Source organism: Blastococcus sp. SYSU DS0669 (assembly GCF_054050895.1).
The window spans coordinates 148,077-174,521 of the sequence record NZ_JBJHAE010000004.1 but is presented as its reverse complement, the minus strand read 5'-3'; the positions used below and the strand labels follow the sequence as shown (position 1 = coordinate 174,521).

The 26,445-nt window shown below is 72.5% G+C and carries 18 protein-coding genes and 4 tRNA genes; 12 read left to right on the top strand and 10 right to left on the bottom strand.

Annotated elements, in window-relative coordinates:
- Positions 1-39 precede the first annotated feature (39 nt).
- From ACI792_RS06875 to ACI792_RS06865, 3 genes are all read left to right on the top strand, one after another.
- A tRNA-Gly gene (locus ACI792_RS06875) sits at positions 40-112 on the top strand.
- A gap of 41 nt (positions 113-153) precedes the next feature.
- A tRNA-Cys gene (locus ACI792_RS06870) sits at positions 154-224 on the top strand.
- A gap of 57 nt (positions 225-281) precedes the next feature.
- Positions 282-356 (top strand) — tRNA-Val (locus ACI792_RS06865).
- 232 nt (positions 357-588) lie between these two features.
- On the opposite strand, the gene coaE is transcribed toward ACI792_RS06865, so the two are convergent.
- Positions 589-1,185 carry a dephospho-CoA kinase gene (coaE, locus tag ACI792_RS06860; RefSeq protein WP_456601944.1) on the bottom strand — a complete coding sequence of 199 codons (597 nt, stop codon included), beginning with the start codon at positions 1,183-1,185 and terminating at the stop codon, positions 589-591.
- 147 nt (positions 1,186-1,332) lie between these two features.
- On the opposite strand from coaE, the gene ACI792_RS06855 reads away from it, so the two are divergent.
- Positions 1,333-1,593 carry a hypothetical protein gene (locus ACI792_RS06855; RefSeq protein WP_456582561.1) on the top strand — a complete coding sequence of 87 codons (261 nt, stop codon included), beginning with the start codon at positions 1,333-1,335 and terminating at the stop codon, positions 1,591-1,593.
- Positions 1,594-1,829: 236 nt separating this feature from the next.
- Here the strand turns inward: ACI792_RS06855 and rpsA are convergent, their stop codons facing one another.
- The gene (gene rpsA, locus ACI792_RS06850; protein WP_456582562.1) at positions 1,830-3,293 is read right to left on the bottom strand and encodes a 30S ribosomal protein S1; all 1,464 of its coding nucleotides are present in this window, start codon (positions 3,291-3,293) and stop codon (positions 1,830-1,832) included.
- A 219-nt stretch (positions 3,294-3,512) separates the two neighbouring features.
- On the opposite strand from rpsA, the gene ACI792_RS06845 reads away from it, so the two are divergent.
- Positions 3,513-4,364 (top strand): class I SAM-dependent methyltransferase, encoded by an 852-nt coding sequence (locus tag ACI792_RS06845; RefSeq protein WP_456601943.1) that lies wholly within the window; start codon positions 3,513-3,515, stop codon positions 4,362-4,364.
- A gap of 4 nt (positions 4,365-4,368) precedes the next feature.
- Here the strand turns inward: ACI792_RS06845 and ACI792_RS06840 are convergent, their stop codons facing one another.
- Together ACI792_RS06840 and polA are read right to left on the bottom strand one after the other, a co-directional pair.
- Positions 4,369-5,367, bottom strand: coding sequence for an AI-2E family transporter (locus tag ACI792_RS06840; RefSeq protein WP_456601942.1), 999 nt, complete (start codon positions 5,365-5,367; stop codon positions 4,369-4,371).
- 161 nt (positions 5,368-5,528) lie between these two features.
- The gene (gene polA / locus ACI792_RS06835) at positions 5,529-8,267 is read right to left on the bottom strand and encodes a DNA polymerase I (RefSeq protein ID WP_456601941.1); all 2,739 of its coding nucleotides are present in this window, start codon (positions 8,265-8,267) and stop codon (positions 5,529-5,531) included.
- 91 nt (positions 8,268-8,358) lie between these two features.
- Between polA and ACI792_RS06830 the strand changes: the two genes are divergently transcribed.
- The 5 genes from ACI792_RS06830 to ACI792_RS06810 all read left to right on the top strand — a co-directional run bounded on the left by ACI792_RS06830 (position 8,359) and on the right by ACI792_RS06810 (position 13,210).
- Positions 8,359-8,790 carry a PaaI family thioesterase gene (locus ACI792_RS06830; RefSeq protein ID WP_456601940.1) on the top strand — a complete coding sequence of 144 codons (432 nt, stop codon included), beginning with the start codon at positions 8,359-8,361 and terminating at the stop codon, positions 8,788-8,790.
- 154 nt (positions 8,791-8,944) lie between these two features.
- Positions 8,945-10,300, top strand: coding sequence for a branched-chain amino acid ABC transporter permease (locus ACI792_RS06825; RefSeq protein ID WP_456601939.1), 1,356 nt, complete (start codon positions 8,945-8,947; stop codon positions 10,298-10,300).
- Between the two features lie 3 nt (positions 10,301-10,303).
- Positions 10,304-11,302 carry a branched-chain amino acid ABC transporter permease gene (locus tag ACI792_RS06820; protein WP_456601938.1) on the top strand — a complete coding sequence of 333 codons (999 nt, stop codon included), beginning with the start codon at positions 10,304-10,306 and terminating at the stop codon, positions 11,300-11,302.
- The gene (locus ACI792_RS06815) at positions 11,292-12,296 is read left to right on the top strand and encodes an ABC transporter ATP-binding protein (RefSeq protein ID WP_456601937.1); all 1,005 of its coding nucleotides are present in this window, start codon (positions 11,292-11,294) and stop codon (positions 12,294-12,296) included. Before ACI792_RS06820 ends, ACI792_RS06815 begins: the two co-directional genes overlap by 11 nt.
- Positions 12,293-13,210 (top strand): ABC transporter ATP-binding protein, encoded by a 918-nt coding sequence (locus ACI792_RS06810; RefSeq protein ID WP_456601936.1) that lies wholly within the window; start codon positions 12,293-12,295, stop codon positions 13,208-13,210. The genes ACI792_RS06815 and ACI792_RS06810 overlap by 4 nt, the downstream gene beginning before the upstream one ends.
- Positions 13,211-13,392: 182 nt before the next feature.
- Here the strand turns inward: ACI792_RS06810 and ACI792_RS06805 are convergent, their stop codons facing one another.
- Positions 13,393-14,733 carry an ABC transporter substrate-binding protein gene (locus ACI792_RS06805; RefSeq protein WP_456601935.1) on the bottom strand — a complete coding sequence of 447 codons (1,341 nt, stop codon included), beginning with the start codon at positions 14,731-14,733 and terminating at the stop codon, positions 13,393-13,395.
- 235 nt (positions 14,734-14,968) lie between these two features.
- Complete coding sequence (locus tag ACI792_RS06800) at positions 14,969-15,565, bottom strand: ANTAR domain-containing response regulator (protein WP_456601934.1); 597 nt, start codon at positions 15,563-15,565, stop codon at positions 14,969-14,971.
- Positions 15,566-15,640: 75 nt separating this feature from the next.
- Between ACI792_RS06800 and ACI792_RS06795 the strand changes: the two genes are divergently transcribed.
- Positions 15,641-15,714 (top strand) — tRNA-Leu (locus tag ACI792_RS06795).
- Positions 15,715-15,859: 145 nt separating this feature from the next.
- Complete coding sequence (locus ACI792_RS06790; protein WP_456601933.1) at positions 15,860-17,545, top strand: pyridoxal-dependent decarboxylase; 1,686 nt, start codon at positions 15,860-15,862, stop codon at positions 17,543-17,545.
- A 36-nt stretch (positions 17,546-17,581) separates the two neighbouring features.
- Here ACI792_RS06790 and ACI792_RS06785 read toward each other — a convergent pair whose 3' ends face one another.
- The 4 genes from ACI792_RS06785 to gltB form a co-directional block, all read right to left on the bottom strand.
- Complete coding sequence (locus tag ACI792_RS06785; protein WP_456601932.1) at positions 17,582-18,460, bottom strand: acyl-CoA thioesterase; 879 nt, start codon at positions 18,458-18,460, stop codon at positions 17,582-17,584.
- Positions 18,457-19,872 carry a pyruvate kinase gene (pyk, locus tag ACI792_RS06780; RefSeq protein ID WP_456601931.1) on the bottom strand — a complete coding sequence of 472 codons (1,416 nt, stop codon included), beginning with the start codon at positions 19,870-19,872 and terminating at the stop codon, positions 18,457-18,459. Before pyk ends, ACI792_RS06785 begins: the two co-directional genes overlap by 4 nt.
- 157 nt (positions 19,873-20,029) lie before the next feature.
- Positions 20,030-21,520, bottom strand: coding sequence for a glutamate synthase subunit beta (locus tag ACI792_RS06775; RefSeq protein ID WP_456601930.1), 1,491 nt, complete (start codon positions 21,518-21,520; stop codon positions 20,030-20,032).
- Positions 21,513-26,189: a glutamate synthase large subunit gene (gene gltB, locus ACI792_RS06770; RefSeq protein ID WP_456601929.1), complete on the bottom strand. Its 4,677-nt coding sequence runs from the start codon at positions 26,187-26,189 to the stop codon at positions 21,513-21,515. Before gltB ends, ACI792_RS06775 begins: the two co-directional genes overlap by 8 nt.
- Positions 26,190-26,445: the final 256 nt, after the last annotated feature.

Below are 26,445 nucleotides of genomic sequence, written 5' to 3'. Positions count from 1 at the left end.
ACACCCCCTCAGGGCGTCCGCTAGAGTTCTTCCCGTAACGCGGACGTGGCTCAGTTGGTAGAGCATCACCTTGCCAAGGTGAGGGTCGCGGGTTCGAATCCCGTCGTCCGCTCGGAACCTCGGGCACCGGTCGAGAGACTGGTGCCCGCGTGCGGTGGAGTGGCCGAGAGGCGAGGCAACGGCCTGCAAAGCCGTCTACACGGGTTCAAATCCCGTCTCCACCTCGTCGCTTCCTCGCGGGGCACGAGCGCGGAGGAGGGAGCCGGCCCACCGGCCGGATCGGGCGATTGGCGCAGTGGTAGCGCGCTTCCTTGACACGGAAGAGGTCACTGGTTCGAACCCAGTATCGCCCACCACACGAAGGCCCCGGGATGCCGACAGGCGCCCGGGGTCTTGTCGTTCCGGCGGCCTACCGGCGGAGGTGGAGGTCGCCGACGAGACGGTCGCCGTCCTCCGCACGGCGAGATCGAGCCGGCGCGGCCGCCCCGTCTCGGGCCGTCCCCTCCTGGCGCAACCGTCGCCGCGAGGCCAGGGCCCAGCCGAGGCACAGCAGGAGCTGCCGGCGGCGACGGAGCAGCGAGTCCCCCGTCAGCCACGGATCGGCTGGACCCGCTCCGCCCAGAACCGGTCGACCTGCTCGGCCAGGTGCTGCAGGTTCCCGCTGTTGTCGAGGACGACGTCGGCGACCGCGCGCCGCTGCCCGTCGGTCGCCTGGGCGGCGATGCGGGCGCGCGCGTCGGCCTCGGTCAGGCCCCGCTCCACCAGTCGGGCCACGCGGATCTCCTGCCGCGTCTCCACGACGACGACGAGGTCGTAGCTCCCCGCCTGCCCGGTCTCCACGAGCAATGGCACGTCGTTGACGACGACGGCGTCCTCGGGAGCCGCGGCGACCAGCTCGGCCGACCGCTGCCGCACGAGCGGGTGGACCAGGGCGTCGAGACGCCGCCGCGCCTCCTCGTCGGAGAAGACGATGGCCGCCAGCGCCGCCCGGTCCAGGGAGCCATCCTCGGCCAGCACCCCCTCGCCGAACTCCCTCACGACCGCGGCGAGGCCCGGCGTCCCGGGTTCGAGCACCTCCCGGGCGATCAGGTCGGCGTCCACGACCACGGCGCCACGTTCGGCCAGCAACCTGGACACGGTGCTCTTGCCCGAGCCGATCCCGCCCGTCAGTCCGATCCTCAGCACGCACGGACAGTAGCGACCCATCCCTCCCGGAGATCACGGAGAGGTAACACGCCGGCGACGCGCCGGGCGCGTCGCAGCAGTCACACGCGCACCACCGTTAACGTCTGCCCCGGCGATCTTCCCCGCCGAGAGAGGTAGACCGAGAACATGTCCCGTCACACGCCCGCTGCGTCCCCGTCGTCCCGCGCCGCCGGCCGGCACCGGCTCGGCTCTGCCACGGGCGTGCGCTGCGCCGACATCCCGGCCGTCCGGGAGCGCATGCAGTACCAGCGCCCCGCCGTCGCCCACCGCAGCTCGCTGCTGCGCTGGATGTTCTCCACGCCGACCACCGGCCGGCACACCTGGAGCTTCCTCGCGGGCTCCGGCGGGCGCCCCCGCACGGCGTTCGCCATCATCCTCAGCCTGTAGCCCCCCGCCCGCCCCGCCCTCGCGGTGGCGCAGCGCAGGAGCGCGCAGGAGCGGGCCCCGTGCACCCGGCTTCCGACGAAGGCCCGTGGACACCGTCCACGGGCCTTCGTCGTGCTCGCGCAGTTCGGTGCACCCGCCGCTCCCGAATGGTCGCCGGGCCCGGGAACGCCAGAGGCCCAGGACCACCGGGTCCTGGGCCTCCGACGTGCGGTGCCTGCGGGTCTCAGACCCTCAGATCACTCCCCGCCGGCCAGCTTCGCGCGCAGCGCGGCGAGCGCCTCGTCGCTGGCGAGCGTGCCACCGGTGCTCGGGGCGTCCGGCGTGGGCTCGGCGCTGGAGTAGCTGCCGCCGGCCGCAGCCTCGGCGTCGGCCTCCTTGGCCGCCGCGATCTGCTTGCGGTGCGCCTCGAAGCGGGCCTGGGCCTCGGCGTACTGCCGCTCCCACGTCTCGCGGGCCTCGTCGTAGCCCTCGAGCCACTCGCCGGTCTCGGCGTCGAAGCCCTCGGGGTAGATGTAGTTGCCCTGCTCGTCGTAGGAGGCGGCCATGCCGTAGGCGGCCGGGTCGAAGGTCTCCTCGTCGCCGACGACACCCTCGTTGGCCTGCTTGAGCGACAGCGAGATCCGGCGGCGGTCCAGGTCGATGTCGATGACCTTGACCAGGATCTCGTCGCCGACCTGCACGACCTGCTCCGGGATCTCCACGTGGCGCTCGGCCAGCTCGGAGATGTGCACCAGGCCCTCGATGCCCTCGTCGACGCGCACGAACGCACCGAAGGGGACCAGCTTGGTGACCTTGCCGGGGACGACCTGCCCGATCTGGTGCGTGCGGGCGAACTGACGCCACGGGTCCTCCTGCGTCGCCTTCAGCGACAGGGAGACCCGCTCGCGGTCCAGGTCGACGTCGAGGACCTCGACGGTGACCTCCTGGCCCACCTCGACGACCTCGGACGGGTGGTCGATGTGCTTCCAGGACAGCTCGGAGACGTGCACGAGGCCGTCGACGCCGCCCAGGTCCACGAACGCACCGAAGTTGACGATCGAGGAGACGACACCCGAGCGCACCTGGCCCTTGGCGAGCTTGTTGAGGAACTCGCTGCGCACCTCGGACTGCGTCTGCTCCAGCCACTGGCGGCGCGAGAGGACGACGTTGTTGCGGTTCTTGTCGAGCTCGATGATCTTCGCCTCGAGCTCGCGGCCCACGTAGGGCTGCAGGTCGCGGACGCGACGCATCTCGACCAGCGAGGCGGGGAGGAACCCGCGGAGGCCGATGTCGAGGATGAGGCCACCCTTGACGACCTCGATGACGGTGCCGGTGACGACCTCGTCGGCTTCCTTCTTGGCCTCGATCGTGCCCCAGGCGCGCTCGTACTGCGCACGCTTCTTGGAGAGGATCAGCCGCCCTTCCTTGTCCTCCTTCTGGAGGACCAGGGCTTCCACCTCGTCGCCGACGCTCACGACCTCGTTGGGGTCGACGTCGTGCTTGATGGACAGCTCGCGCGAGGGGATGACGCCCTCGGTCTTGTAGCCGATGTCCAGCAGCACCTCGTCCCGGTCCACCTTGACGATGACGCCCTCGACGATGTCGCCATCGTTGAAGTACTTGATCGTCTGGTCGATCGCCGCGAGGAAGTCCTCGGCGGTGCCGATGTCGTTGATGGCGACCTGGGGGGTGCTGGAAGGACGGACCTGAGTGGAGGTCATGTGGTTGGTTGCTCCGGACGGTTTATGCGTAGGGACAGGACGACCCGCGGCCGTCGGACCGCGGGGAGGTACAGCGGGGAGAACCGGCGCGGGCATTCCCGAAGGGGAAGGGCACGACAGACCTCTGGCGCCTCTCCATGGTACGGACGCCGGGCGCGCGCGGTCCACCTGGGTGCGACCGGTCTTCCCCGGCCGGCGGCGTGTCACGATCGGCGTGTCATGAGCGCACCCTCCGCCGGCCCGGGCCTCCCCCTCGGCAGCGACGGCTACCCCGCGGCGGGCGGGGTGGCCCGCCGCGCCGCCGGCACCGAGGAGTCGGCGCGGGCCAACCGCCGGTGGTGGGACGCGGCGGCGCCGGCGTACCTCGCCGAGCACGGCTCCGACCTCGGTGACGCCGACTTCCTGTGGTGCCCCGAGGGCCTGCGCGAGGCGGACGCGCACCTGCTGGGCGAGGTCGCCGGCCGCCGGGTGCTGGAGATCGGCTGCGGCTCGGCGCCGTGCGCCCGGTGGCTGCGGACCGCGGGCGCCGAGGTCGTGGCGATGGACCTCTCGGCCGGGATGCTCGCGCACGCCGCCGAGCTCAACCGCTCCACCGGCGTCGACGTCCCGCTGCTGCAGGCCGACGCCGGTGCGCTCCCGCTGGCCGGTGCCAGCGTCGACCTGGCCTGCTCGGCGTTCGGCGGGCTGCCGTTCGTCGCCGACGTCGAGGGGGCGCTGCGGGAGGTGGCCCGGGTGCTGCGACCGGGTGGGCGCTTCGTCGCGTCGGTCAACCACCCGATGCGCTGGCCGTTCCCCGACTCCCCCGACCCGGAGGACCTGCGGATCGTCTCCTCCTACTTCGACCGCACCCCCTACGTGGAGACCGACGACGGCGGCCGGGCCGTCTACGTGGAGCACCACCGCACCGTGGGCGACTGGGTGCGCGCCGTCGTGGGCGCCGGTCTGGTGCTGGAGGACCTGGTCGAGCCGGAGTGGACGCCCGGCCGCACGGAGAGCTGGGGGCAGTGGTCCCCCGAGCGCGGCGCCCTGGTCCCGGGCACGCTGATCCTGGTCTGCCGCGCGCCCGCGTGAGGGGTCACCCGCCCGCGACGGGCCGGCGCCCGTGCCGCACCCACAGTTCGTGGGCGGCGGCGGAGATCGCGGCGGCCAGCGGCACGAACAGCAGCGCCCCGGCGATCCCCCACAGCACCCCCCCGACGGTGACCGCGAGCAGCACCGTCGCGGCGTTGAGGGGCAGCCGGTTGCGCATCACGTAGGGCTCCACGAACGAGTTGCCGAGCTGCTGCACGACCACGACCAGCCCCAGGACCAGCGCGGCGGTGGCCAGCCCCCCGGAGGCGTAGGCGACGACGACGGCGACCAGCCCCGCGACGAAGGCGCCGATCGTCGGGATGTAGGACGCCAGGAACTGCAGCGCCGCGAGGGTCAGCGCCAGCGGGACCCCGATGACCAGCAGGCCGACCCCGATGCCCACCGCGTCGAAGAGCGCCACGATCGTCAGGCCGCGGACGTAGCCACCCACGGTGGTCCAGGCCGCGCGGCCGCCGGCGTCGACGTCCTCCCGCAGCCGGCCGCCGAACTTCCCCAGCAGCCAGCGCCAGATCCCCGGGCCACCGTGCAGGAAGAGGTAGGCCAGGGCGACGACCAGGAAGGCGCCGACCACCACCTCGGCCACCGTCCGCGCGGGGGCGAGCAGGTCGCCGGCGGTGGTACCACCGCCCGATCCGCCCCCGCCGGAGCCGGCAGAGCCGAGACCCGGCAGCTCGACGCCGAAGCGCTGCGACAGGTCCGAGGCGACCTGCTGGAACTGCTCCCGCAACCGGGGCAGCTGGCCGGAGATGCGCGCACCCAGGGCCAGGAGCACGGCACCGAGGACGCCGACCAGGAGCAGCACCGCCCCGCCCGCGGCCAGCCAGCGCGGCGCCCCGCGACCGTGCGACCACTCCACGAGCGGCGTCAGGATGCCGGCGACGAGCAGCGCGATGAGGACGGCCACCAGGGGCAGCGTCAGCTTGACCGCGAAGCCCGCGAGGAGCCACAGCAGGACGGCGAGCACGAGCAGCCGGCCGCCCACGGCCGAGGACGTGGCGAGCCAGGCGGGGACCGGTGGACGGGTCGGACCGGAAGGTGCGGGGAAGCCCATGGACCCGGTGTGGGCCAGGGAGCGGCCCGTGACACATCCGACGGGCCGACCGGCCCGGATCGACAACAGCCTGTAACGCGGGACGCCTGCCGTCAGTGGGCCGCGGCGTCCCAGCTCGCGCCGACGCCGACGGAGACCTCGAGCGGCACCGACAGCTGCGCGGCGCCCGCCATCTCCCGGCGGACCAGCTCGTCCAGGGCCTCCTTCTCCCCCGGCGCGACCTCGAGCACGAGCTCGTCGTGGACCTGCAGCAGCATCCGCGAGGCCAGCCCCTCGGCAGCGATCGCCTTCTCCACGTTCAGCATCGCCACCTTGATGACGTCGGCCGCGGAGCCCTGGATGGGGGCGTTGAGCGCCATGCGCTCGGCCATCTGCCGGCGCTGCCCGTTGTCGCTGGTGAGGTCGGGCAGGTAGCGCCGCCGGCCCAGGGTCGTCTCGGTGTAGCCGGTCTGGCGGGCGTCGTCCACGACGCCGTCGAGGTAGTCGCGGATGCCGCCGAAGCGCTCGAAGTAGGCGTGCATCTGCTCGCGCGCCTCCTCGACGGAGATGCGCAGCTGCCCGGACAGCCCGTAGGCGGAGAGCCCGTAGGCCAGCCCGTAGCTCATCGCCTTGATCCGGCGGCGCATCTCCGGGTCGACCTCCTCGATCGGGATGTCGAACGCGCGCGAGGCGACGAAGGAGTGCAGGTCCTCCCCCGACATGAAGGCCTCGATGAGCCCCTCGTCGCCCGAGAGGTGCGCCATGATCCGCATCTCGATCTGGCTGTAGTCGGCCGTCATCAGCGACTCGTAGCCCTGCCCGACGACGAAGGCCTGGCGGATCCGTCGGCCCTCGGCGGTGCGGATCGGGATGTTCTGCAGGTTCGGGTCGGTCGAGGAGAGCCGCCCGGTCGCCGCGATGGTCTGCTGGAAGGTGGTGTGGATCCTCCCGGCGTCGTCGACCATGGGGATCAGCCCGTCGATGACGGTGCGCAGCCGGGTGACGTCGCGGTGGCGCATGAGGTGCTCGAGGAACGGGTGCCCGGTCTGGGCGAGCAGGTTGGTCAGCGCCTCGGCGTCGGTGGTGTAGCCGGTCTTGTTCTTCTTCGTCTTGGGCAGGCCGAGCTCGTCGAAGAGCACGATCTGCAGTTGCTTGGGCGAGCCGAGGTTCACCTCGCGGCCGATGACGGCGTAGCACTCGGCCGCCGCGGCGGCGACCCCCTCGGCGAACTCCCGCTGCAGCTCGTGCAGGAATTCCAGGTCGGCGGCGATTCCTCGGTGCTCCATGCGGCCCAGCACGAACGTCAGCGGCAGCTCGATCTCGCCGAGCAGGTGGCCGCCGCCGCGCTGGCCGAGCACCTGCTCGAGCGCGTCGGAGAGGTCGTTGACCGCCACGGCCTTGAGGACGTCGGCCTTCGCGGCCTCGGCGGCGACGTCGTCCTCGCTGGGGCCCAGGCCGTCGAGGGTCAGCTGCTCCTCCGGCTCGGCGGCGTCCTTGAGCTCCCGGCGCAGGTAGCGGACCGCCAGGTCGCCGAGGTCGAAGGAGCGCTGCCCCGGCAACGCGAGGTAGGCGGCGAGCGCGGTGTCGCTGACCACCCCGGCGAGCTCCCAGCCGCGGGCCCAGATCGCCAGCAGCGGGCCCTTGACCTCGTGCACCACCTTCGGCCGGTCGGCGTCGGCGAGCCAGGCGGCCAGCGCCTGCTCGTCCGCGACGTCCAGGGCCGGGCCCAGGTCGACGAAGGCGGTGTGGTCGTCGGCCGCCGCCAGGGCCAGGCCGGTCAGCTCGCCGGCGCCGCGCCCCCAGGTGCCGCGGAAGATCACACCGGTGCGGCCGGTGCGGGCGTGCGCGTCGAGCCAGGCGCCCAGCCCGCCGGCCGGCACCTCGTCGACGGTGACGTCGAAGCCGCCCTCGACCTCCGGCTCGGCGCTGGTGAGGGTGGCGAAGAGCCGGTCGCGGAGCACGCGGAACTGCAGGTTGTCGAAGAGGGTGTGCACCTCGTTGCGGTCCCACGGCTGGACGGCGAGGTCGGCCGGCCCCACTTCCAGCGGCACCTGCCGGTCCAGCTCGGTGAGCCGCCGATTCTGCAGCACGGAGGAGAGGTGCTCGCGCAGCTTCTCCCCCACCTTGCCCTTGACGGTGTCCACCTGGTCGACGAGGGCGTCCAGCGAGCCGTACTCGCGCACCCACTTGGCGGCGGTCTTCTCGCCGACGCTCGGGATGCTGGGCAGGTTGTCGCTGGGGTCGCCCCGCAGCGCCGCGAAGTCGGGGTACTGCGCGGGCGACAGGCCGTACTTGGTCTCGACCTCCTCCGGCGTGAAGCGCGTCATGTCCGAGACGCCCTTGCGCGGGTACAGCACGGTGACGTGCTCGTTGACCAGCTGCAGGGCGTCGCGGTCGCCGGTGGCGATCAGCACGTCCATGCCCTGCTCGACGGCCTGCACGGTGAGCGTGGCGATGACGTCGTCGGCCTCGTAGCCCTCGGCGGTGATGACCGGGACGCGCAGCGCGCCGAGCACCTCCTGCACGAGGCTGACCTGCCCGCGGAAGTCGGTCGGGCTCTCGGCGCGGTTGGCCTTGTACTCGGCGAAGATCTCGCTCCGGAACGTCTTCCGGCCGACGTCGAAGGCGACGGCGAGGTGCGTGGGCTGCTCGTCGCGCAGGATGTTGATCAGCATCGACGTGAAGCCGTAGACGGCGTTCGTCGGCTGGCCCGTGGTGGTCGAGAAGTTCTCCACCGGCAGCGCGAAGAACGCCCGGTAGGCCAGCGAGTGCCCGTCGAGGAGCAGCAGCCGCGGGCGGGTGCCCGGGCTCGAAGGGGCGGCGGGCGCGGAGGTGGAGACCGGAGCGGACATCGCCGCCGATCGTAGTGAAAGGACTCCGTCGCCCCCACGACTCGCACGCTCGCCGCGGGTCCCTGCGACGGGGCCACTACCGTGCCGTGCCGTGAGCACCCCTCCCCCGGACTGGCTGCCCGACGGCATCAGCAGCCCTCTCGACGACAAGCTCGGCGTGCGGATCACCGACTGGAACCCCGACCGGCTGGTCGCGACGATGCCGGTCGCGGGCAACGAGCAGCCCTTCGGCCTCCTGCACGGCGGCGCCACCTGCACGCTCGCGGAGACGATCGGGTCGATGGCCGCGGCCGTGGGCGCCGGCCCGGACCGGCAGGTCGTCGGCATCGAGCTCAACGTCAGCTACCTCCGCGCGGCGACCGCGGGCACGGTGACCGCCGTCTGCACGCCGGTGCGCCGGGGCCGCACGCTCTCCACCTTCCTCATCGACGTCACCGACGACCAGGGACGGCGCACCGCCACCGCGCGGCTGACCTGCATGACCCTCGCCGCGCGGCGCCCGGCCGGCCGCGACGGGGGCTGAGCCACCCGTCACCCGACCGCGCCGGTGCTTCACCACTGTGCGCGACCCGGGCGCCACGGCGTGTCGCGGAAAGGTCACAGCTCGGCGCATGGTGGCGGCAGGACCCGGCAACTGCGTTAGGTTCCGACCTCAACGAATCCGCCGAGGAGGTCGAGTGACGCACCCGACGGGCCGTGTCCGCCGGCACGGTCGACGAAGCAGGCCCGCGCGAGCAGGGTCTCGGACGCCGGCCGGTGCAGCGCGCCGCAGGGGCCTCACCGCCCTGCACCTGCTGCTGGTCGCGCTGTTCACCGCCGGCCTGGCCACGCTGACCCCCGGTGTCGCCCACGCCCAGGGGGAGTCCGTCTCGGGCACCCTGCGCACCAGCCTCAGCGGACCGATCGAAGGGGTCGAGGTCGTCGTCACGACCCCCGACGGTGACGAGGTCGGCACCGACGAGACCGACGAGAACGGCCGCTTCTCCGTGGAGGTGCCCGGCCCCGGCGAGTACACGGTCACCGTCCCCGAGGACGCGCTGCCCGAGGGCGTGGAGTTCGCCGCGGGCAACAGCCGCACCGTCACCGTCGACGCCGGCCGCAACCAGGGCGTCATCATCGGCCTGGACGACGGCAGCCGGAACTCCGGGGGCGGCACGGTCCTCTGGATCCAGCTCCTGGTCGACGGCCTGCGCTTCGGGCTGCTGATCGCCATGGCCGCCGTCGGCCTCTCGCTCATCTTCGGCACCACGGGGCTCACCAACTTCGCGCACGGCGAGCTGGTCACCATCGGGGCGATCGTCGCCTGGTTCATCAACGTCGACGGCGGGGTGCCGCTCATCCCGGCCGCCCTGCTGGCCATGCTCATCGGCGCCCTCATCGGCGCGGCCAACGAGCGGCTGCTGTGGCGGCCGCTGCGGCGGCGGGGCACCGGGCTGGTGGCCGCGCTGGTCATCTCCATCGGCCTGTCGCTGCTGCTCCGCTACGGCTACCAGATCTTCTTCGGCGGCAGCTCCGAGGCCTACGCCGACTACCGGGGCCAGCGGGCGGTCGACTACGGCCCCTTCAACCTGACGGACAAGGACCTCTACTCGATCGTCATCGCCCTCGTCGTGCTCGTGCTGGTCGCGCTCATGCTGCAGCGCACCAGCATCGGCAAGGCGATGCGCGCCGTCGCCGACAACCGCGACCTCGCGGCCTCCTCCGGCATCGACGTCAACCGGGTCATCCTGGTCGTCTGGATGATGGGCGGCGCACTCGCGGCCCTGGGCGGCGTGCTGCTCGGCCTCTCCGACGAGGTGCAGTGGGACATGGGCTTCCGCCTGCTGCTCCTGATGTTCGCCGGCGTCACCCTGGGCGGGCTCGGCACTGCCTACGGCGCCCTGGTCGGCAGCATCGTCGTGGGCGTCTTCGTGCAGATGTCCACGCTGGTCATCCCCAACGACATCAAGTACGTCGGCGGGCTGCTGCTGCTGATCGTGATCCTCATGGTGCGGCCGCAGGGCATCCTCGGCAGCCGGGTTCGGGTGGGTTGAGCAATGGGTGAGTTCATCGACGCACTGGCGATCGCCGTCAAGGCGGGCCTCGGCTTCCAGGCCGTGTTCCTGGCCCTGCTGGCGCTCGGCATCAACATGCAGTTCGGGTACACCGGGCTGCTCAACTTCGGCCAGATCGCCTTCGCGATGGTCGGCGCCTACGGCATCGCGGTCTCGGTCAGCCAGTGGGGGCTGAACTTCTGGGTCGGCGTGGCCATCGGCATCGCCGGCGCCGTCCTCCTCGCCCTGCTCCTCGGGTTGCCCACGCTGCGGCTGCGCGCCGACTACCTGGCCATCGCGACCATCGCGACGGCGGAGGGGCTCCGCCTGCTCTTCCGATCGGTCTCCGCGACGCCGGTCACCAACGGCTCCCGCGGCATCTCCGGCTTCAACAACGCCTTCGTCGAGCTCGCCCCGTGGGACACCAGCCGCCGGTACCGGCTGCTGGGCACTTTCTGGAGCGGCGCGGACCTGTGGGTGACCGCGGTGGGCTGGACCCTGGTCGCCCTGGCCTGCCTGCTCATCTGGGGCCTGGTCCGCAGCCCGTGGGGCCGGGTCGTGAAGTCGATCCGCGAGGACGAGGACGCCGTGCGCGCCCTCGGCAAGAACGTGTACGTCTACAAGATGCAGGCGCTGGTCCTCGGTGGCGTCTTCGGGGCGCTGGGCGGCATGATCTACGCCCTCGGCACGGGCTCGGCCACGCCGGACCAGTACCAGAACGCCAACACGTTCCTCGCCTACGGCGCGCTCATCCTCGGTGGCGCGGCGCGCGTGCTCGGTCCCGTCGCCGGCGCCATGCTGATGTACTTCATCATCCAGTTCGCCGACTCCGGTCTCCGGAGCCTCATCCAGACCGGCGTCATCCCCGAGGGCCTGCTCTCGACGACCGACGTCGCACAGATCCGCTTCGTCATCATCGGTCTGGGGCTGATCCTGCTGCTGGTGTTCCGGCCGCAGGGCATCTTCGGTGACCGACGAGAGGTGATGCTCGATGCCCGCTGAGCCCATCCCCACCGGCGCGCACGCCGCGTCCACCGGCGCCGCGCCGCAGCGGCTCGCCCAGGCAGCCCTGCGGGACATCCCGTGGGAGGTCGGCGTCGCCAAGCCGGACCCGACGATCGTCGTCGACGGGGTGACCCGCACCTTCGGCGGCCTGACCGCCGTCTCGGTCGACCACCTGGAGATCCAGCGCGGCGGCATCACCGGGCTGATCGGCCCGAACGGCGCCGGCAAGACCACGCTGTTCAACCTGCTCACCGGGTTCGACCAGCCCGACGGCGGCACCTGGTCCTTCGACGGCCGCCCGCTGGGCAAGCTGCCCTCGCACCAGGTCGCCCGCCTCGGCGTCGTCCGCACCTTCCAGCTCACCAAGGCGCTGTCCCGGCTCACCGTGCTGCAGAACATGCTGCTCGGCGCCCAGGGCCAGAAGGGTGAGGGCTTCTTCTCCGCGCTGGTGCCCGGCCTGTGGCGGGCGCAGGAGAAGGCCAACACCGAGAAGGCGCTCGAGCTGCTGCGCCGCTTCAAGCTCGACACCAAGAAGGACGAGTTCGCCGGCACTCTCTCCGGTGGGCAGCGCAAGCTGCTGGAGATGGCACGGGCGCTGATGAGCGACCCGAAGGTCGTCATGCTGGACGAGCCGATGGCCGGGGTGAACCCCGCCCTGACGCAGAGCCTGCTCGGCCACGTCAAGGACCTGCGCGAGCAGGGCATGACGGTCATCTTCGTGGAGCACGACATGGACGTCGTCCGCGACATCAGCGACTGGGTCGTCGTGATGGCCGCGGGCAACGTGATCGCCGAGGGCCCGCCGGAGTCGATCAGCCAGAACCAGGCCGTGGTCGACGCCTACCTCGGCGCCCACCACGACGCCCCCCTCACCGTCGAGGAGGAGGAGGCGCAGCTCGCCGAGGCCGAGGAGGCGATCGCGCGGCAGAACACCCGGGACGGGGACGTCCTGGGCTCCGAGGGCACGCACCGGAAGGGCGGCGACCGATGACGATCGATCCGGGAGCGGGCAAGGACCCCCGCACCAGCACGAACCCCGAGTACGAGTTCGACCGTCCGGTCGACCAGGGCGGCGACGCCCCGGCGGCCACCGACGCCGCGGGCGACCGCGACGGCGCGACCACCGGCCTCTCCCCCGCCGAGCTCGCCGCGACGCGCCCCGAGCACAGCAGGCTCGCGGAGGGCGCCCTGGTGCGCGCCGACGAGCTCGTCGCGGGCTACGTGCCCGGCGTCAACATCCTCAACGGCTGCGACTTCTACCTGCAGGAGGGCGAGCTCGTCGGCATCATCGGCCCGAACGGGGCCGGGAAGTCGACGCTGCTCAAGACGCTCTTCGGGTTGATCCCGGTCCGGTCGGGCGCGGTCACGCTGCGCGGGGAGGACATCACCTCCGCACCCGCACACCGGCTGGTGTCCCTGGGCGTCGGGTACGTGCCGCAGAACAACAACGTGTTCCCCTCGCTCACCATCGAGGAGAACATGCAGATGGGCGCCTACCTGCGCCCCAAGGCGTTCAGGGAGCGGTTCGACTACGTCGCCGAGCTGTTCCCCATGCTCGGCGAGCGTCGCCGCATCAAGGCCGGCTCGCTCTCGGGCGGTGAGCGCCAGATGGTCGCCATGGGGCGGGCGCTGATGATGGAGCCGTCGGTGCTGCTGCTCGACGAGCCCTCGGCGGGCCTCTCCCCCGCCTACCAGGACGAGGTCTTCATCCGGTGCCGCCGGATCAACGCGACCGGGGTCTCGATCATCATGGTCGAGCAGAACGCCCGGCGCTGCCTGCAGATCTGCGACCGCGGCTACGTCCTGGACCAGGGCCGCAACGCCTACACCGCGACCGGCGAGTCGCTCATGCACGACCCCAAGGTCATCGAGCTCTACCTGGGGACCCTCGCCAAGGCGCACTAGCACCTCCCGCGCGCACGACGACGGCGCCGGTGACCCCCACGGGGTTGCCGGCGCCGTCGTCGTCCTGCGCATCGCCGGGGTGCGGCCGCGGCCGGCGGCGGGCGGACGCGCAGGAGCCCGGCACCGCGATGCGGTGCCGGGCTCCTGCTGGCCGTGCGCGGATCAGCGATCCGCCGGCCGGGTCAGCCGCGCGCCGGGCCGATGCCCTGCGAGTTCAGACCCTCGATGATCCGTGCCGACTCGTCGAAGCCGATGACCACGATCGCGTCGGGGTTCAGCTCCACCATGTCCTGGATCTCGGCGTCGTAGTTGGACGCCGTGGGGTCGTAGATGACCAGCTCGATGCTGTCCTCCGAGAGCCCGCTGCTCACCAGGTTCTCGACGGTGTTCTCCGCCAGGCCGGTGCCGTAGGAGTCGTTGCGGGCCAGGATGCCCACCGTGTTCGCGCCGTCCTCGATGATGAGGTCGGCGAGGGCACGCGACTGCAGCGTGTCCGGCGGGGCGGTGCGGAAGTACAGCCCGTTGTCGTTGTACGACGTGAACTCGTCCGACGTGTTGGCCGGCGAGATCTGCACGACACCGGCGCCGGTGATCTTGTCGATGACCGTGCGGGTGACGGCCGAGGAGGCCGCACCGACGATGACGTCGACGTTCTGCTGCAGCAGCGCGTCGACCGACTGGGTGGCGATGTCGGTCGAGGTGTCACCGGAGTCACGCTGGATCAGCTGGACCGGCTGGCCGAGGACCCCACCGGCCTCGTTGATCTCCTGGACGGCCAGGTCGGCGCCGGCGATCTCCGGGGGGCCGAGGAAGGCCAGGTCACCGGTCTGCGGCAGCAGCGTGCCGATGACCAGCGGGTCGGTCGCGGTGGCGCCGGGAGCGGCCGGGGCCGGTCCCTCGTCGGACGCGGCGTTGGCCTCGTCACCGGCGAGCACGTACTGCGTCTCGTCGGCGGCGATCGTGTTGTCCTCGCCGAACTGCAGGATGCCGAAGCTGGCGACCGACGGCTCACCGGGCTCGGCGAAGGCCAGCGGACCGGAGACGCCCTCGTAGTCGGGGTTGCCCCCGCCGTCGACGATCTCCTTGCAGGAGGCGAAGTCCTCGCAGGCCTCGCCGCCGAAGGTGACCCCGTTGATGTAGGGGGCGAAGACGGCCGGGTCGGTGCTGCCGGCCAGCTGCGCGGCGATCGCGGAGATCATGATCGCGTCATAGGTCTCGCCGGCGTAGTTGAAGTCCTGGAGGTCCGGGTCGATCTCCAGCAGCCGGTCGGTGAACTCCGTGCCCAGCTCGGTGAGCGGCGTGGTGCCCCGCATACCGGCGAGGGCACCCTGCTCCGAGAACGACTCCCCGAGCGCGTTGCCCATGTTGCCGTCGGTGCCGTAGACGTTGACCTGCTTCTCGCCTTCGCCGCCGCCGCCACCTTCGGCCGACGTGCCGCCCTCGTCGCCGCCACCGCAGGCGGTCAGCGCCAGCAGGGCAGCACCGGTGACGGCGATGCTGCGGGCAGTAGTGCCAGTGCGCATCAAGCAACTCCCAGTGTCATCAGTGCACCCGGGCGCCGGCGCGCGTACGCGACGACCACCGACCGGGCGCCGATCAGTGCGCAGAACCTAGCTTCCGCACTGGGGGTTGCACCCTCATGCGCAACGACCGTGATGAGGTCGTGACCTCGCCGTCCGCACCGTGGACCAGGAAACACGCCGCGCGAGGCCGCACGACCCTGCCGCCCGGCGGGCGCAGCGGGGAGGCGATCAGGGGTCAGGCAGGGCCCTCGTCGGCCGTCGCCGCCGCCAGGACCGACTCCGCCAGAGCCTTCATGCTCGTCCGCTGGTTCATGGCGGTGCGCTGGATCCAGCGGAAGGCCTCGGCCTCGGTCATGCCCTGCTCGGCCATGAGCCGGCCCTTCGCCCGCTCGACGACCTTGCGCGTCTCCAGGCGCTCCTCCAGCGTGCGCACCTCGCCGTCGAGCGCGGTCATCTCGGCGAACCGGCCGCGCGCCACCTCGATGGCCGGCACGAGGTCGTTCTTGGAGAACGGCTTGACCAGGTAGGCCATGGCGCCGGCGTCGCGGGCCCGCTCCACCAGCTCGCGCTGGCTGAAGGCCGTGAGCACGATGACCGGCGCGGTGCGGGCCGAGGCGATCCGCTCCGCGGCCGACAGGCCGTCGAGCACCGGCATCTGGATGTCGAGGATCACCAGGTCGGGGCGCAGCTCCTCGGCGCGTTCCACGGCCTGCTGCCCGTCGCCGACCTCCGCGACGACGCTGTACCCCTCCTCCTCGAGCATCTCCTTGAGGTCCAGACGGATGAGTGCCTCGTCCTCGGCGATCAGGACACGGATCGGCTCGCTGCTCACGGGGGTGGAGCCTATCGGCGTCAGCCGGGGAGCACCGCCCGGCTACTCTTCTCGGGCGCCGGTCGCACCCGGCACGCCCCCGTACCCCAATCGGCAGAGGGAGCGGATTCAAAACCCGCGCAGTGTGCGTTCGAGTCGCACCGGGGGCACCGTGTGATCCGTCGTCCTCGTGGTCCGTCGTCCTCCGGACGACACCGCGCCCACGTGCCGCTCCCCCGCTGCGACGAGCGCGTCCATCGCGGCTACGCGGGACCCTCCGGGCCCCCCTCGCCACGATCCCCCTACCGTGGCCCTGTGACCGAGCCCGCGCCGCACATGACGCCCGAGCAGTTCCGGCAGCACGGCCACGAGGTGGTCGACTGGATCGCCGACTACTGGGCGCGCATCGGCTCCTTCCCGGTGCGCTCGCAGGTCTCCCCCGGCGACGTCCGGGCCATGCTGCCGGAGCAGCCGCCGGAGCAGGGCGAGCCTTTCGCCGCGGTGCTCGCCGACCTCGACCGGGTCGTCCTCCCGGGCGTGACCCACTGGCAGCACCCCGGCTTCCTCGGCTACTTCCCGGCGAACACCTCCGGCCCCTCGGTGCTGGGCGACCTGGTCTCCGCCGGCCTCGGGGTGCAGGGCATGTCGTGGGTGACCAGCCCAGCGGCCACCGAGCTCGAGCAGCACGTCATGGACTGGTTCGCCGGGCTCCTCGGGCTCCCCGACTCGTTCCTCTCCACCGGCACCGGCGGCGGCGTCGTCCAGGACTCCAGCTCCGGGGCCAACCTCGTGGCCCTGCTCGCCGCGCTGCACCGGGCCAGCGGCGGGGCGACCGTCCGCCAGGGCGTGCAGCCGGACCGCGCCACCGTCTACGTCTCCAGCGAGACGCACTCCTCCATGGAGAAGGCCGTCCGCATCGCCGGGCTCGGGACCGAGGCGGTCCGGATCGTCGAGGTCGACGGCGAGCTCGCCATGAACCCCGCCGCGCTCGCCGCACGGCTCGAGCGCGACGTCGCCCGCGGGTACCGGCCCGTGCTGGTCTGCGCCACGGTGGGCAGCACCTCCACCACCGCGGTCGACCCCCTCGCCGCGATCGGGCCGATCTGCCAGCGCTTCGGGGTCTGGCTGCACGTCGACGCCGCGTACGCCGGCGTCAGCGCGGTCGCGCCCGAGCTGCGCGAGCTGCAGGCCGGGGTCGAGTGGGCCGACAGCTACACCACCGACGCCCACAAGTGGCTGCTCACCGGCTTCGACGCGACGCTCTTCTGGGTCGCCGACCGCGCGGCCCTCACCGGCGCGCTGTCGATCCTCCCCGACTACCTCCGCAACGCCGCCACCGATGCCGGGGCCGTCGTCGACTACCGGGACTGGCAGATCGAGCTGGGCCGCCGGTTCCGCGCCCTCAAGCTCTGGTTCGTCCTCCGCTGGTACGGCGCCGAGGGGTTGCGCGCCCACGTGCGCGGCCACGTCGCCCTCGCCCAGGAGCTCGCCGGCTGGGCCGCGGCCGACGAGCGGTTCGACGTCGTCGCCCCGCACCCGCTCTCGCTGGTCTGCCTCAAGCCGCGGTGGCCGGTCGGGGTGGACGCCGACGTCGCGACGATGACGCTGCTGGACCGCCTCAACGACGGCGGCGAGGTCTTCCTGACCCACACCACGGTCCGGCGGGAAGCGGTCCTCCGCGTCGCGATCGGCTCGCCGGCGACCACGCGGGCGCACGTCGAGCGGGCGTGGGCGCTCCTCGTCGAGGGCCACGACTGGCTCGCCGCCGACTTCGCCGCGCAGGCCGAGGAGCAGGCCGCGGCCCGGGCCGCCGAGCGCGAGCGAGCGGAGCGGGAGCACGCGGAGCGGGAGCGGGCGGAGCGCGAGCAGGCGCCGGCCGACGAGCAGGGCGCCGACGAGCAGGGCGCCGACGAGCAGGGCGCCGACGAGCAGGCACCGGGCCGGCCGACGGACGCGCCGGTCACCGAGCCGGCCGGCGAGGACGTCGCGAACCCCGTCTGATCGGCCGGGGCACCGGCACGGTCCCCGGAGCGGCGCTCAGCGCTCCGGGGACCGGATCAGCCCCTCCTGGGCGACGGTCGCCACGTGCGTGCCGTCGGCGGCCCAGATCTGGCCGAGGCACAGCGCCCGGCCGGCCGCGGCCGCCGGGCTGTCGGTCTCGTAGAGCAGCCAGTCGTCCGCGCGCACCGGACGGTGGAACCACACGGCGTGGTCGAGGCTCGCGCCGATGAAGTCGGGCCAGCCGCCGCCGAGACGCGCGAACCCGGCCGAGAGCAGCGTCAGGTCGCTCACGAAGGTCAGCGCGGCCGCCTGCACCACGGGGTCGTCGTGCAGCTCGCCGGCCACCCGGAACCAGGTCCAGGACTGCGTGTGCGGCGGTGACTTGGGCGGCGCCGCGAACGGGTCGTGCAGGAAGCGCTGCTCGACGACCCGTCCCATGGCGGCCATGAAGGCGGCCCGCGCGCCGTGCCGGGCGACGATCTCCTCGGTGCCGATCATCTCCGCGGGACCGGCCACCTGCGGCATCGGGAGGGAGTGCTCGGCCACGGCCGGCTCGCCGACGTGGAAGTCCGCGGTGAGCGCGAAGATCGCGACGTCCTCGCCCTTGCGCCGCTGGCAGGCGATCACCCGCCGCGTCGAGAAGGAGCGCCCGTCCCGGATGCGGTCGACGGAGTAGCGGATCTCCTCCGAGGGGTCGCCGGGCCGGAGGAAGTAGGAGTGCAGCGAGTGCACGCCCCGCCCGGCCGGCACGGTGCGCCCCGCGGCCACGAGCGCCTGGCCGGCGACCTGGCCGCCGAAGATGCGCTGCCGCTCGCTGCTCGGCGTCTTGCCGACGAAGACGTCCGGCTCCCGCTCGGTCAGGTCCAGCACCGACAGCAGCGCCGCCGCCTGGGTGTCCTCCGCCCCGCCGCTCACGAGTCGGTACCCACCTCGTGCACGCGGATGAGGTTGGTGGACCCGACGGTGTTCGGCGGGCTGCCGGCGACCACGACCACGCGATCGCCCACCTGCAGGCGGCCGATGGACAGCAACGAGAAGTCCACCTGGGCGACCATGTCGTCGGTGTGCTCGACCGCGGGCACCAGGAAGGTCTCGACACCCCAGGAGAGGGCCAGCAGGCTCCGGACGCGGGCGTCGACCGTGAACGCGAGCAGCGGCTGCCGGGGGTGCAGGGCGGCCAGCCGGCGGGCGGTCTCCCCGGTCTGCGTGAAGGTCGCCAGCGCCTTGACGTCGAGGGACTCCCCGATGTCCCGGGCGGCGCGCACGATCGCCCCCGACCGCGAGCGCGAGCGGCGCGCGAGCTCTGGCACCCACAGGTGGTCGCTCTCGACGGCCTCGATGATCCGGTCCATCGTCCGGACCGCGCCGATGGGGTACTGCCCCACCGAGGTCTCCCCCGACAGCATGACGGCGTCGGCGCCGTCGAGGACGGCGTTGGCGACGTCGGAGGCCTCCGCCCGGGTCGGCCGCGAGTTCGTGATCATCGACTCGAGCATCTGGGTGGCCACGATGACGGGCTTGTTCCGCTCGCGGGCGGCCTGGATGGCGCGCTTCTGCACCAACGGCACCTGCTCCAGGGCCAGCTCCACGCCGAGGTCGCCGCGGGCGACCATGATCCCGTCGAACGCCTCGACGATCGCGTCGAGGTTGCGGACCGCCTCCGGCTTCTCCAGCTTGGCGATGACGGGGACGAAGATGTCCTCCTGGCGCATGATGTCGCGGACCAGGGCGACGTCGGTGGGCGAGCGCACGAAGGAGAGCGCGATGAAGTCCACGCCCAGGTGCAGCGCGAAGCGCAGGTCCCGCTCGTCCTTGTCCGACAGCGCCGGCACGCTCACCGAGACGCCGGGCAGCGAGAGCCCCTTGTTGTTCGACACCTTGCCGCCCTCGACGACCAGGCAGTAGACGTCGGGCCCCTCGACGCGGACGACGCTGAGCGAGAGGTTGCCGTCGTCCACCAGGAGCCGGTCGCCGACCCGGACGTCGTTGGCGAGGTCCTTGTAGGTGGTCGAGACCCGCTCGGCGGTGCCCTCGACGTCCTCGACGGTGATGCAGACCTGGCTGCCGGTGGCCCAGGTGACCGGCCCGTCGGCGAACGTGCCGAGGCGGATCTTGGGGCCCTGCAGGTCGGCCAGGATGGCGACGGCGTGCCCGGTGCTGTCCGAGGCCTTCCGCACCAGGTGGTACGCGGCGGCGTGGTCCTCGTGCGCGCCGTGGCTGAAGTTGAGCCGGGCGACGTCCATGCCCGACTCGACGAGGGCGGTGACCTGCTCGGGGGAGCTGGTGGCCGGACCGAGGGTGCAGACGATCTTCGCGCGGCGGGACATGGCGATAACGCTATGGCATCGCGATCCTCCCGACCGCACCGCGGCCTCGTGCCGTTCCCCACTGCCGCTGAGCCGCTTCCCGTGGACCGGCCGGGGACCCTCCGGGCCCCGCGACCGGTCCACCTCGGGCGTGCTCGGTGGCAGGACGGCGTCTCGGCTACCTCAGGGCGACCGCGGTGGGGGTGACCGGCCGGGGCAGCGCGGACTCCCCCGTCAGCCAGGTGTCGACGCCGGCCGCCGCGGCCCGGCCCTCGGCGATGGCCCAGACGATCAGCGACTGGCCGCGCCCCATGTCACCGGCGACGAAGACGCCGGGGACGGTCGACATGAACTCGTCGTCGCGGACCACGTTGCCGCGGCCGTCGACCTCCACGCCGAGGGAGTCGACCAGCCCCTCCCGCTGGGCCCCGGTGAAGCCCATGGCCAGGAAGACCAGGTCGGCGGGGAGCTCGCGCTCGGTCCCCTCGATCTTCTGGAACCGGCCGTCGACCCGCTCCACCTCGTGCAGCAGCAGGGCGCGCACGTGACCGGAGTCGTCGCCGACGAAGCGCTCGGTGTTGACCGAGTAGAGCCGCTCGCCGCCCTCCTCGTGGGCGCTGGAGACGCGCATGATCATCGGGTAGGTCGGCCACGGGTTGCTGGCCTGGTCCCGCCGGTCCGGGGGCGCCGGCATGATCTCGAGCTGGGTGACCGAGGCTGCGCCCTGCCGGTGCGCGGTGCCGAGGCAGTCGGCGCCGGTGTCGCCACCGCCGATGATCACGACGTGCTTCCCGTGCGCGTTGATCGGCGGGTCGTCGAGCTCGCCGAGCGCCTGCCGGTTGCCGTAGGGCAGGTACTCCATGGCCAGGTGGATGCCGGCCAGCTCCCGGCCGGGCGCGGGCAGGTCGCGGCCGATGGTCGCGCCGCCGGCGAGCACGACGGCGTCGAAGTCGCCCCGCAGCTGCTCGACGGTCACGTCGCCGTCCCGGCCGCTGCCCACGTCGACCCCGGTGACGAACCGGGTGCCCTCGGCGCGCATCTGGTCCAGCCGCCGGTCCAGGACGGACTTCTCCATCTTGAACTCGGGGATGCCGTACCGGAGCAGGCCGCCGATGCGGTCCGCCCGCTCGTAGACGGTGACATCGTGCCCGGCCCGGGTGAGCTGCTGGGCGGCGGCGAGCCCGGCGGGGCCGGAGCCGACGACGGCGACCTTCTTGCCGGTGCGCTCGGCCGGGGTCTGGGGGCTGACCCAGCCCTCGTCCCAGGCGCGGTCGATGATCTCCCACTCGATCTGCTTGATGGTGACCGGCGACTCCTGCAGGTTCAGCACGCAGGAGCCCTCGCACGGCGCCGGGCAGAGCTTCCCGGTGAACTCCGGGAAGTTGTTGGTCGCGTGCAGCCGCTCGATGGCGTCCTGCCAGTCGTCGCGGCGGGCCAGGTCGTTCCACTCCGGGATCAGGTTCGCCACCGGGCACGCGTGGTGGCAGAAGGGGATGCCGCAGTCCATGCAGCGGGCCGCCTGGGTGCGCACCTCGGCCGTCGGGAAGAGCGGGTCCTCCCCGTTCTCCCGCCGGCTGTAGACGTCCTTCCAGTCGAGGAGGCGGACCTCCACGGGCCGGCGCGGCGGCAGCGCGCGCTCGTACTTGAGGAAACCGGTCTGGTCAGCCACGTGCTGCCTCCATCACTGCTCGATCCACGTCGGTGCCGGCGGCCTCGGCGGCGCGCCGGGCCTCCAGCGCCCGCCGGTAGTCGCGCGGCATGATCACGCTGAACCGCTCCGACCAGCGACCCCAGTCGGCCAGCAGCGCGGCGGCCACGCTGGACTCCGTGTCGGCGGCGTAGCGCACGAGCACGTCGCGCAGCCACTGCGCCGACTCGACGTCCAGCGGCTCGACGTCCACCATCTCGGGGTTCACCCGGTGCCGCGCGAGGTCGAGCACGTAGCCGATCCCACCCGACATGCCGGCCGCGATGTTGCGGCCGGTGGCCCCGAGGATCACCGCGCGCCCGCCGGTCATGTACTCCAGCGCGTGGTCACCGACGCCCTCGACGACCGCCAGCGCGCCGGAGTTGCGCACGCAGAAACGCTCGCCGACCCGGCCGCGCAGGAAGATCTCCCCGCTGGTCGCGCCGTAGCCGATGACGTTGCCGGCGATGACGTTGTCCTCGGCGAGGAACGGCGCCTCCCGGGAGGGCCGCACGATGATCCGCCCGCCTGACAGGCCCTTGCCGACGTAGTCGTTGGCGTCGCCGAAGAGCCGCATGGTGATGCCCCGGGGCAGGAAGGCGCCGAAGGACTGGCCGGCCGACCCGCCGAAGGTGAGGTCGATCGTGCCGTCGGGCAGCCCCTCGCCCCCGAAGCGGCGGGTGACCATCGAGCCCAGCATCGTGCCGACGGTCCGGTTGACGTTGCGCACCGGCAGCTCGAGGCTGACCGGCCGCGCGTCGAGCAGCGCCCCCTCGCACAGCTGGATCAGCGTCTGGTCCAGGGCGACGTCCAGGCCGTGGTCCTGACCGCGGACCGCGCGCCGCGGGGTGCCCTCGGGCAGCTCCGGGACGACGAGGACCGGCGAGAGGTCCAGCCCCTGCGCCTTCCAGTGGTCGACGGCCTGGCGGGTGTCGAGCAGCTCGGCGTGGCCGACCGCCTCGTCGATGGACCGGAAACCCAGCTCGGCCAGGTAGTGCCGCACCTGCTCGGCGAGGAACTCGAAGAAGGTGACGACGAACTCCGGCCGGCCGGTGAAGCGCTTGCGCAGCTCCGGGTTCTGCGTGGCCACGCCCACCGGGCAGGTGTCGAGGTGGCAGACCCGCATCATCACGCAGCCGGAGACGACCAGCGGCGCGGTGGCGAAGCCGAACTCCTCGGCGCCGAGCAGCGCCGCCACGACGACGTCGCGGCCGGTCTTCATCTGGCCGTCGACCTGCACCACGATCCGATCGCGCAGACCGTTGGCGAGGAGCGTCTGCTGGGTCTCGGCGAGCCCCAGCTCCCAGGGGGAGCCGGCGTGCTTGAGCGACGTGAGAGGCGCCGCACCCGTGCCGCCGTCCATCCCGGAGATCAGGACGACGTCGGCGTGCGCCTTGCTCACCCCGGCCGCGACCGTCCCGACGCCGACCTCGGCGACCAGCTTGACGTGGATCCTCGCCGCGTCGTTGGCGTTCTTCAGGTCGTGGATGAGCTGCTTGAGGTCCTCGATCGAGTAGATGTCGTGGTGCGGCGGCGGGCTGATCAGGCCCACGCCCGGCGTCGAGTGCCGGGTGCGCGCCACCCACGGGTACACCTTGCCGCCGGGGAGCTGCCCGCCCTCGCCGGGCTTGGCGCCCTGCGCCATCTTGATCTGGATGTCGTCGGCGTTGACCAGGTACTCGCTGGTGACGCCGAAGCGGCCGGACGCCACCTGCTTGATCGCCGAGCGGCGCAGGTCCCCGTTCGGGTCGGCGGTGAACCGGTCGGGGTCCTCGCCGCCCTCACCGGTGTTCGACCGCCCGCCCAGGCGGTTCATCGCGATGGCGAGGGTCTCGTGCGCCTCCTGCGAGATCGAGCCGTAGCTCATCGCACCGGTGTTGAAGCGCTTGACGATCTCGCTGACCGGCTCGACCTCGTCGAGCGGCACGGGCGGCCGCACGCCCGTCTTCAGCGTGAAGAGCCCGCGCAGGGTCGCGGCCTCCTCGGACATCTTGTCGACCGTCTGCGTGTACTTCTCGAAGACGTCGTACTGCCGGGCCCGGGTGGCGTGCTGGAGCAGGAACACCGTCTCGGGGCTGAAGAGGTGCACCTCGCCCTCGCGGCGCCACTGGTACTCCCCGCCGGTCTCCAGCCGGCGGTGCGCCCGCTCCGTCGGGTTCTCCGGGTAGGCGCGGCGGTGGCGCATGGCCACCTCCTCGGCGAGCACGTCGATGCCGACGCCGCCCAGCGGGCAGGAGGTGCCGGTGAAGTACTCGTCGACGAGCTCCTGGGAGAGGCCGACCGCCTCGAAGATCTGCGCCATCGTGTACGAGCCGACGGTGCTGATGCCCATCTTGCTCATGACCTTGAGGACGCCCTTGCCCAGCGCCTTGACCATGTTGCGGACGGCCTGCGCCGGCTCCACGCCGGTCAGGGCGCCGTCGCGGATCAGGTCCTCGATGGACTCGAACGCCAGGTACGGGTTGACCGCCGCGGCGCCGTAGCCCAGCAGCAGGGCGACGTGGTGGACCTCGCGGCAGTCGCCGGACTCGACGACGAGCCCGACCTCCATGCGGGTCTTCTCCCGCACCAGGTGGTGGTGCACCGCCGCGGTCATCAGCAGCGACGGGATCGGCGCGCGCTTCTCGTCGCAGTCGCGGTCGGAGAGCACGATGATCCGGGCGCCGGCCGAGATCGCCTTCGAGACCTTGGTCCGCAGCTGCTCGACGGCCTCGGCCAGGGCGGTGCCGCCGCCGTTGACGTCGAAGTGGCCGGTGATCCGGACGGCGGCGTAACCGGGCAGGTCGCCGTCGTCGTCGATGTGCAGGATCTTGGCCAGCTCGTCGTTGTCGATGACCGGGAACGGCAGGTGCACCTGCCGGCAGGACGCCGGCGTGGCGGTCAGCAGGTTCTGCTCCGGGCCGAAGGTGCGGCCCAGGCTGGTCACCAGCTCCTCGCGGATGGCGTCCAGCGGCGGGTTGGTCACCTGGGCGAACAGCTGCCCGAAGTAGTCGTAGAGCAGCCGGGAGCGATCCGACAGCGCCGCGATCGGGGTGTCGGTGCCCATGGAGCCGATCGGCTCGGCGCCGCTGGCGGCCATCGGGGTGACCAGCATGCGCAGGTCCTCCTCGGTGTAGCCGAAGAGCATCTGCCGGCGGACGACGGACTCGTGGCTGGGACGCGAGCGGCGGCGCTCGGGCAGCTGCGGCAGGTGCACCAGGCCGGCGTGCAGCCAGTCCTCGTAGGGGTGCTCCGTGGCCAGGGCGCCCTTGACCTCCTCGTCGGAGACGATCCGCCCGGAGGCGGTGTCGACGAGGAACATCCGGCCCGGCTGCAGCCGGCCCTTGGCGACGACGTCGGCGGCCGGGATGTCGAGCACGCCGACCTCGCTGGCCATGACGACCAGGTCGTCGCGGGTGTGCCACCAGCGGCCCGGGCGCAGCCCGTTGCGGTCCAGGACCGCGCCGATGAGCGTGCCGTCGGTGAAGCAGACGGCCGCGGGGCCGTCCCAGGGCTCCATGATCGAGGAGTGGAACCGGTAGAAGGCCCGGCGGGCCGGGTCCATCTCGTCGTGGTTCTCCCACGCCTCCGGGATCATCATCAGCACCGCGTGCGGCAGCGAGCGGCCCGACAGGTGCAGCAGCTCGAGCACCTCGTCGAAGGTGGCCGAGTCGCTGAAGTCGCTCGCGGTGACCGGGAAGATCCGGTCCAGCCCGAGCTCGGAGGCGGGGCCGGCCGGGCCGTCGAAGAGCTGGGTGTCGAGCTTGGCCTCGCGCGCCCGCATGCGGTTGCGGTTGCCCTTGATGGTGTTGATCTCGCCGTTGTGCGCGATGAAGCGGAACGGGTGCGCCAGCGGCCAGCTCGGGAAGGTGTTGGTCGAGAAGCGGCTGTGCACCAGCGCGATCGCCGACTCGTAGCGCTCGTCGCGCAGGTCGGGGAAGAAGAGCGGCAGCTGGTCGGTGGTCAGCATGCCCTTGTAGGTGATGGTCCGCGACGACAGCGAGGTGATGTACAACGAGCTGCCCGCGTCCACCGCGGCCCGCTCGGCGCGCTTGCGCAGCACGAACGAGCGGCGCTCCAGCCGGGTCACGCCGTTGCAGACGACGTTCCCGCCGAAGGCCTTCTCGTCGGCCCGACCGCCCATGGTCTCGGCGACGAAGACCTGCGCGAAGTGCGGCATGACCGCCCGCGCCGTGGGGCCGAGGTCGGCGCCGTCGGGGTCGACCGGCACGTCGCGCCAGCCCAGGACGGTGAGCCCCTCCTCCTCGGCCAGGCGGGCGACGTCCTCGTGGCGGGCGGCGCGCTCGGCCTCGTCGGTCGGCAGGAACGCGATGCCGACGGAGTACTCGCCCAGCGGGGGCAGGTCGAAGTCGACCTCGGCGCGCAGCAGCGCGTCGGGGATCTGGGTGAGGATGCCGGCGCCGTCGCCGGAGTTCGGCTCGGACCCGGCGGCGCCGCGGTGGTCCAGGTTGTGCAGCGCGGTGAGGCCGGCCTGGACGATGCGGCGGCTGCGGCGGCCGCGGGCGTCGGCGACGAAGGCGACGCCGCAGGCGTCCTTGTCGTTGGCCGGGTCGTACAGGCCCGACGGCGCGGGCACGGCCGAGAACGGCACGGCCGGCGGCACGGCGGTGGTGGTGGCTGCCGCGGTGGCGGGGGCGGGAAGGTCGGTCATGTCACTCCCGTCGTCGGCGCACCGTCGTCCCTCGGGGGCGAGGGCGGGACGGGGGCGGGGGCCCGGGCCGGAGGTCAAGGGCGGCGGAGATGGCGGCACGTGCGGATCGCGGGGTACCGGGCGGGCACAGGTGGCCCCGACCGGCTGACGCGCGCGAGCCCACCGGTTGGTGCCGGCGAGCCGTCGTCCGCGGGGCAGCGCTGGCCCGGTCCGACACTACGACCCGCGCCAGGATCGCTGGGTGGGTCAGGCGGAA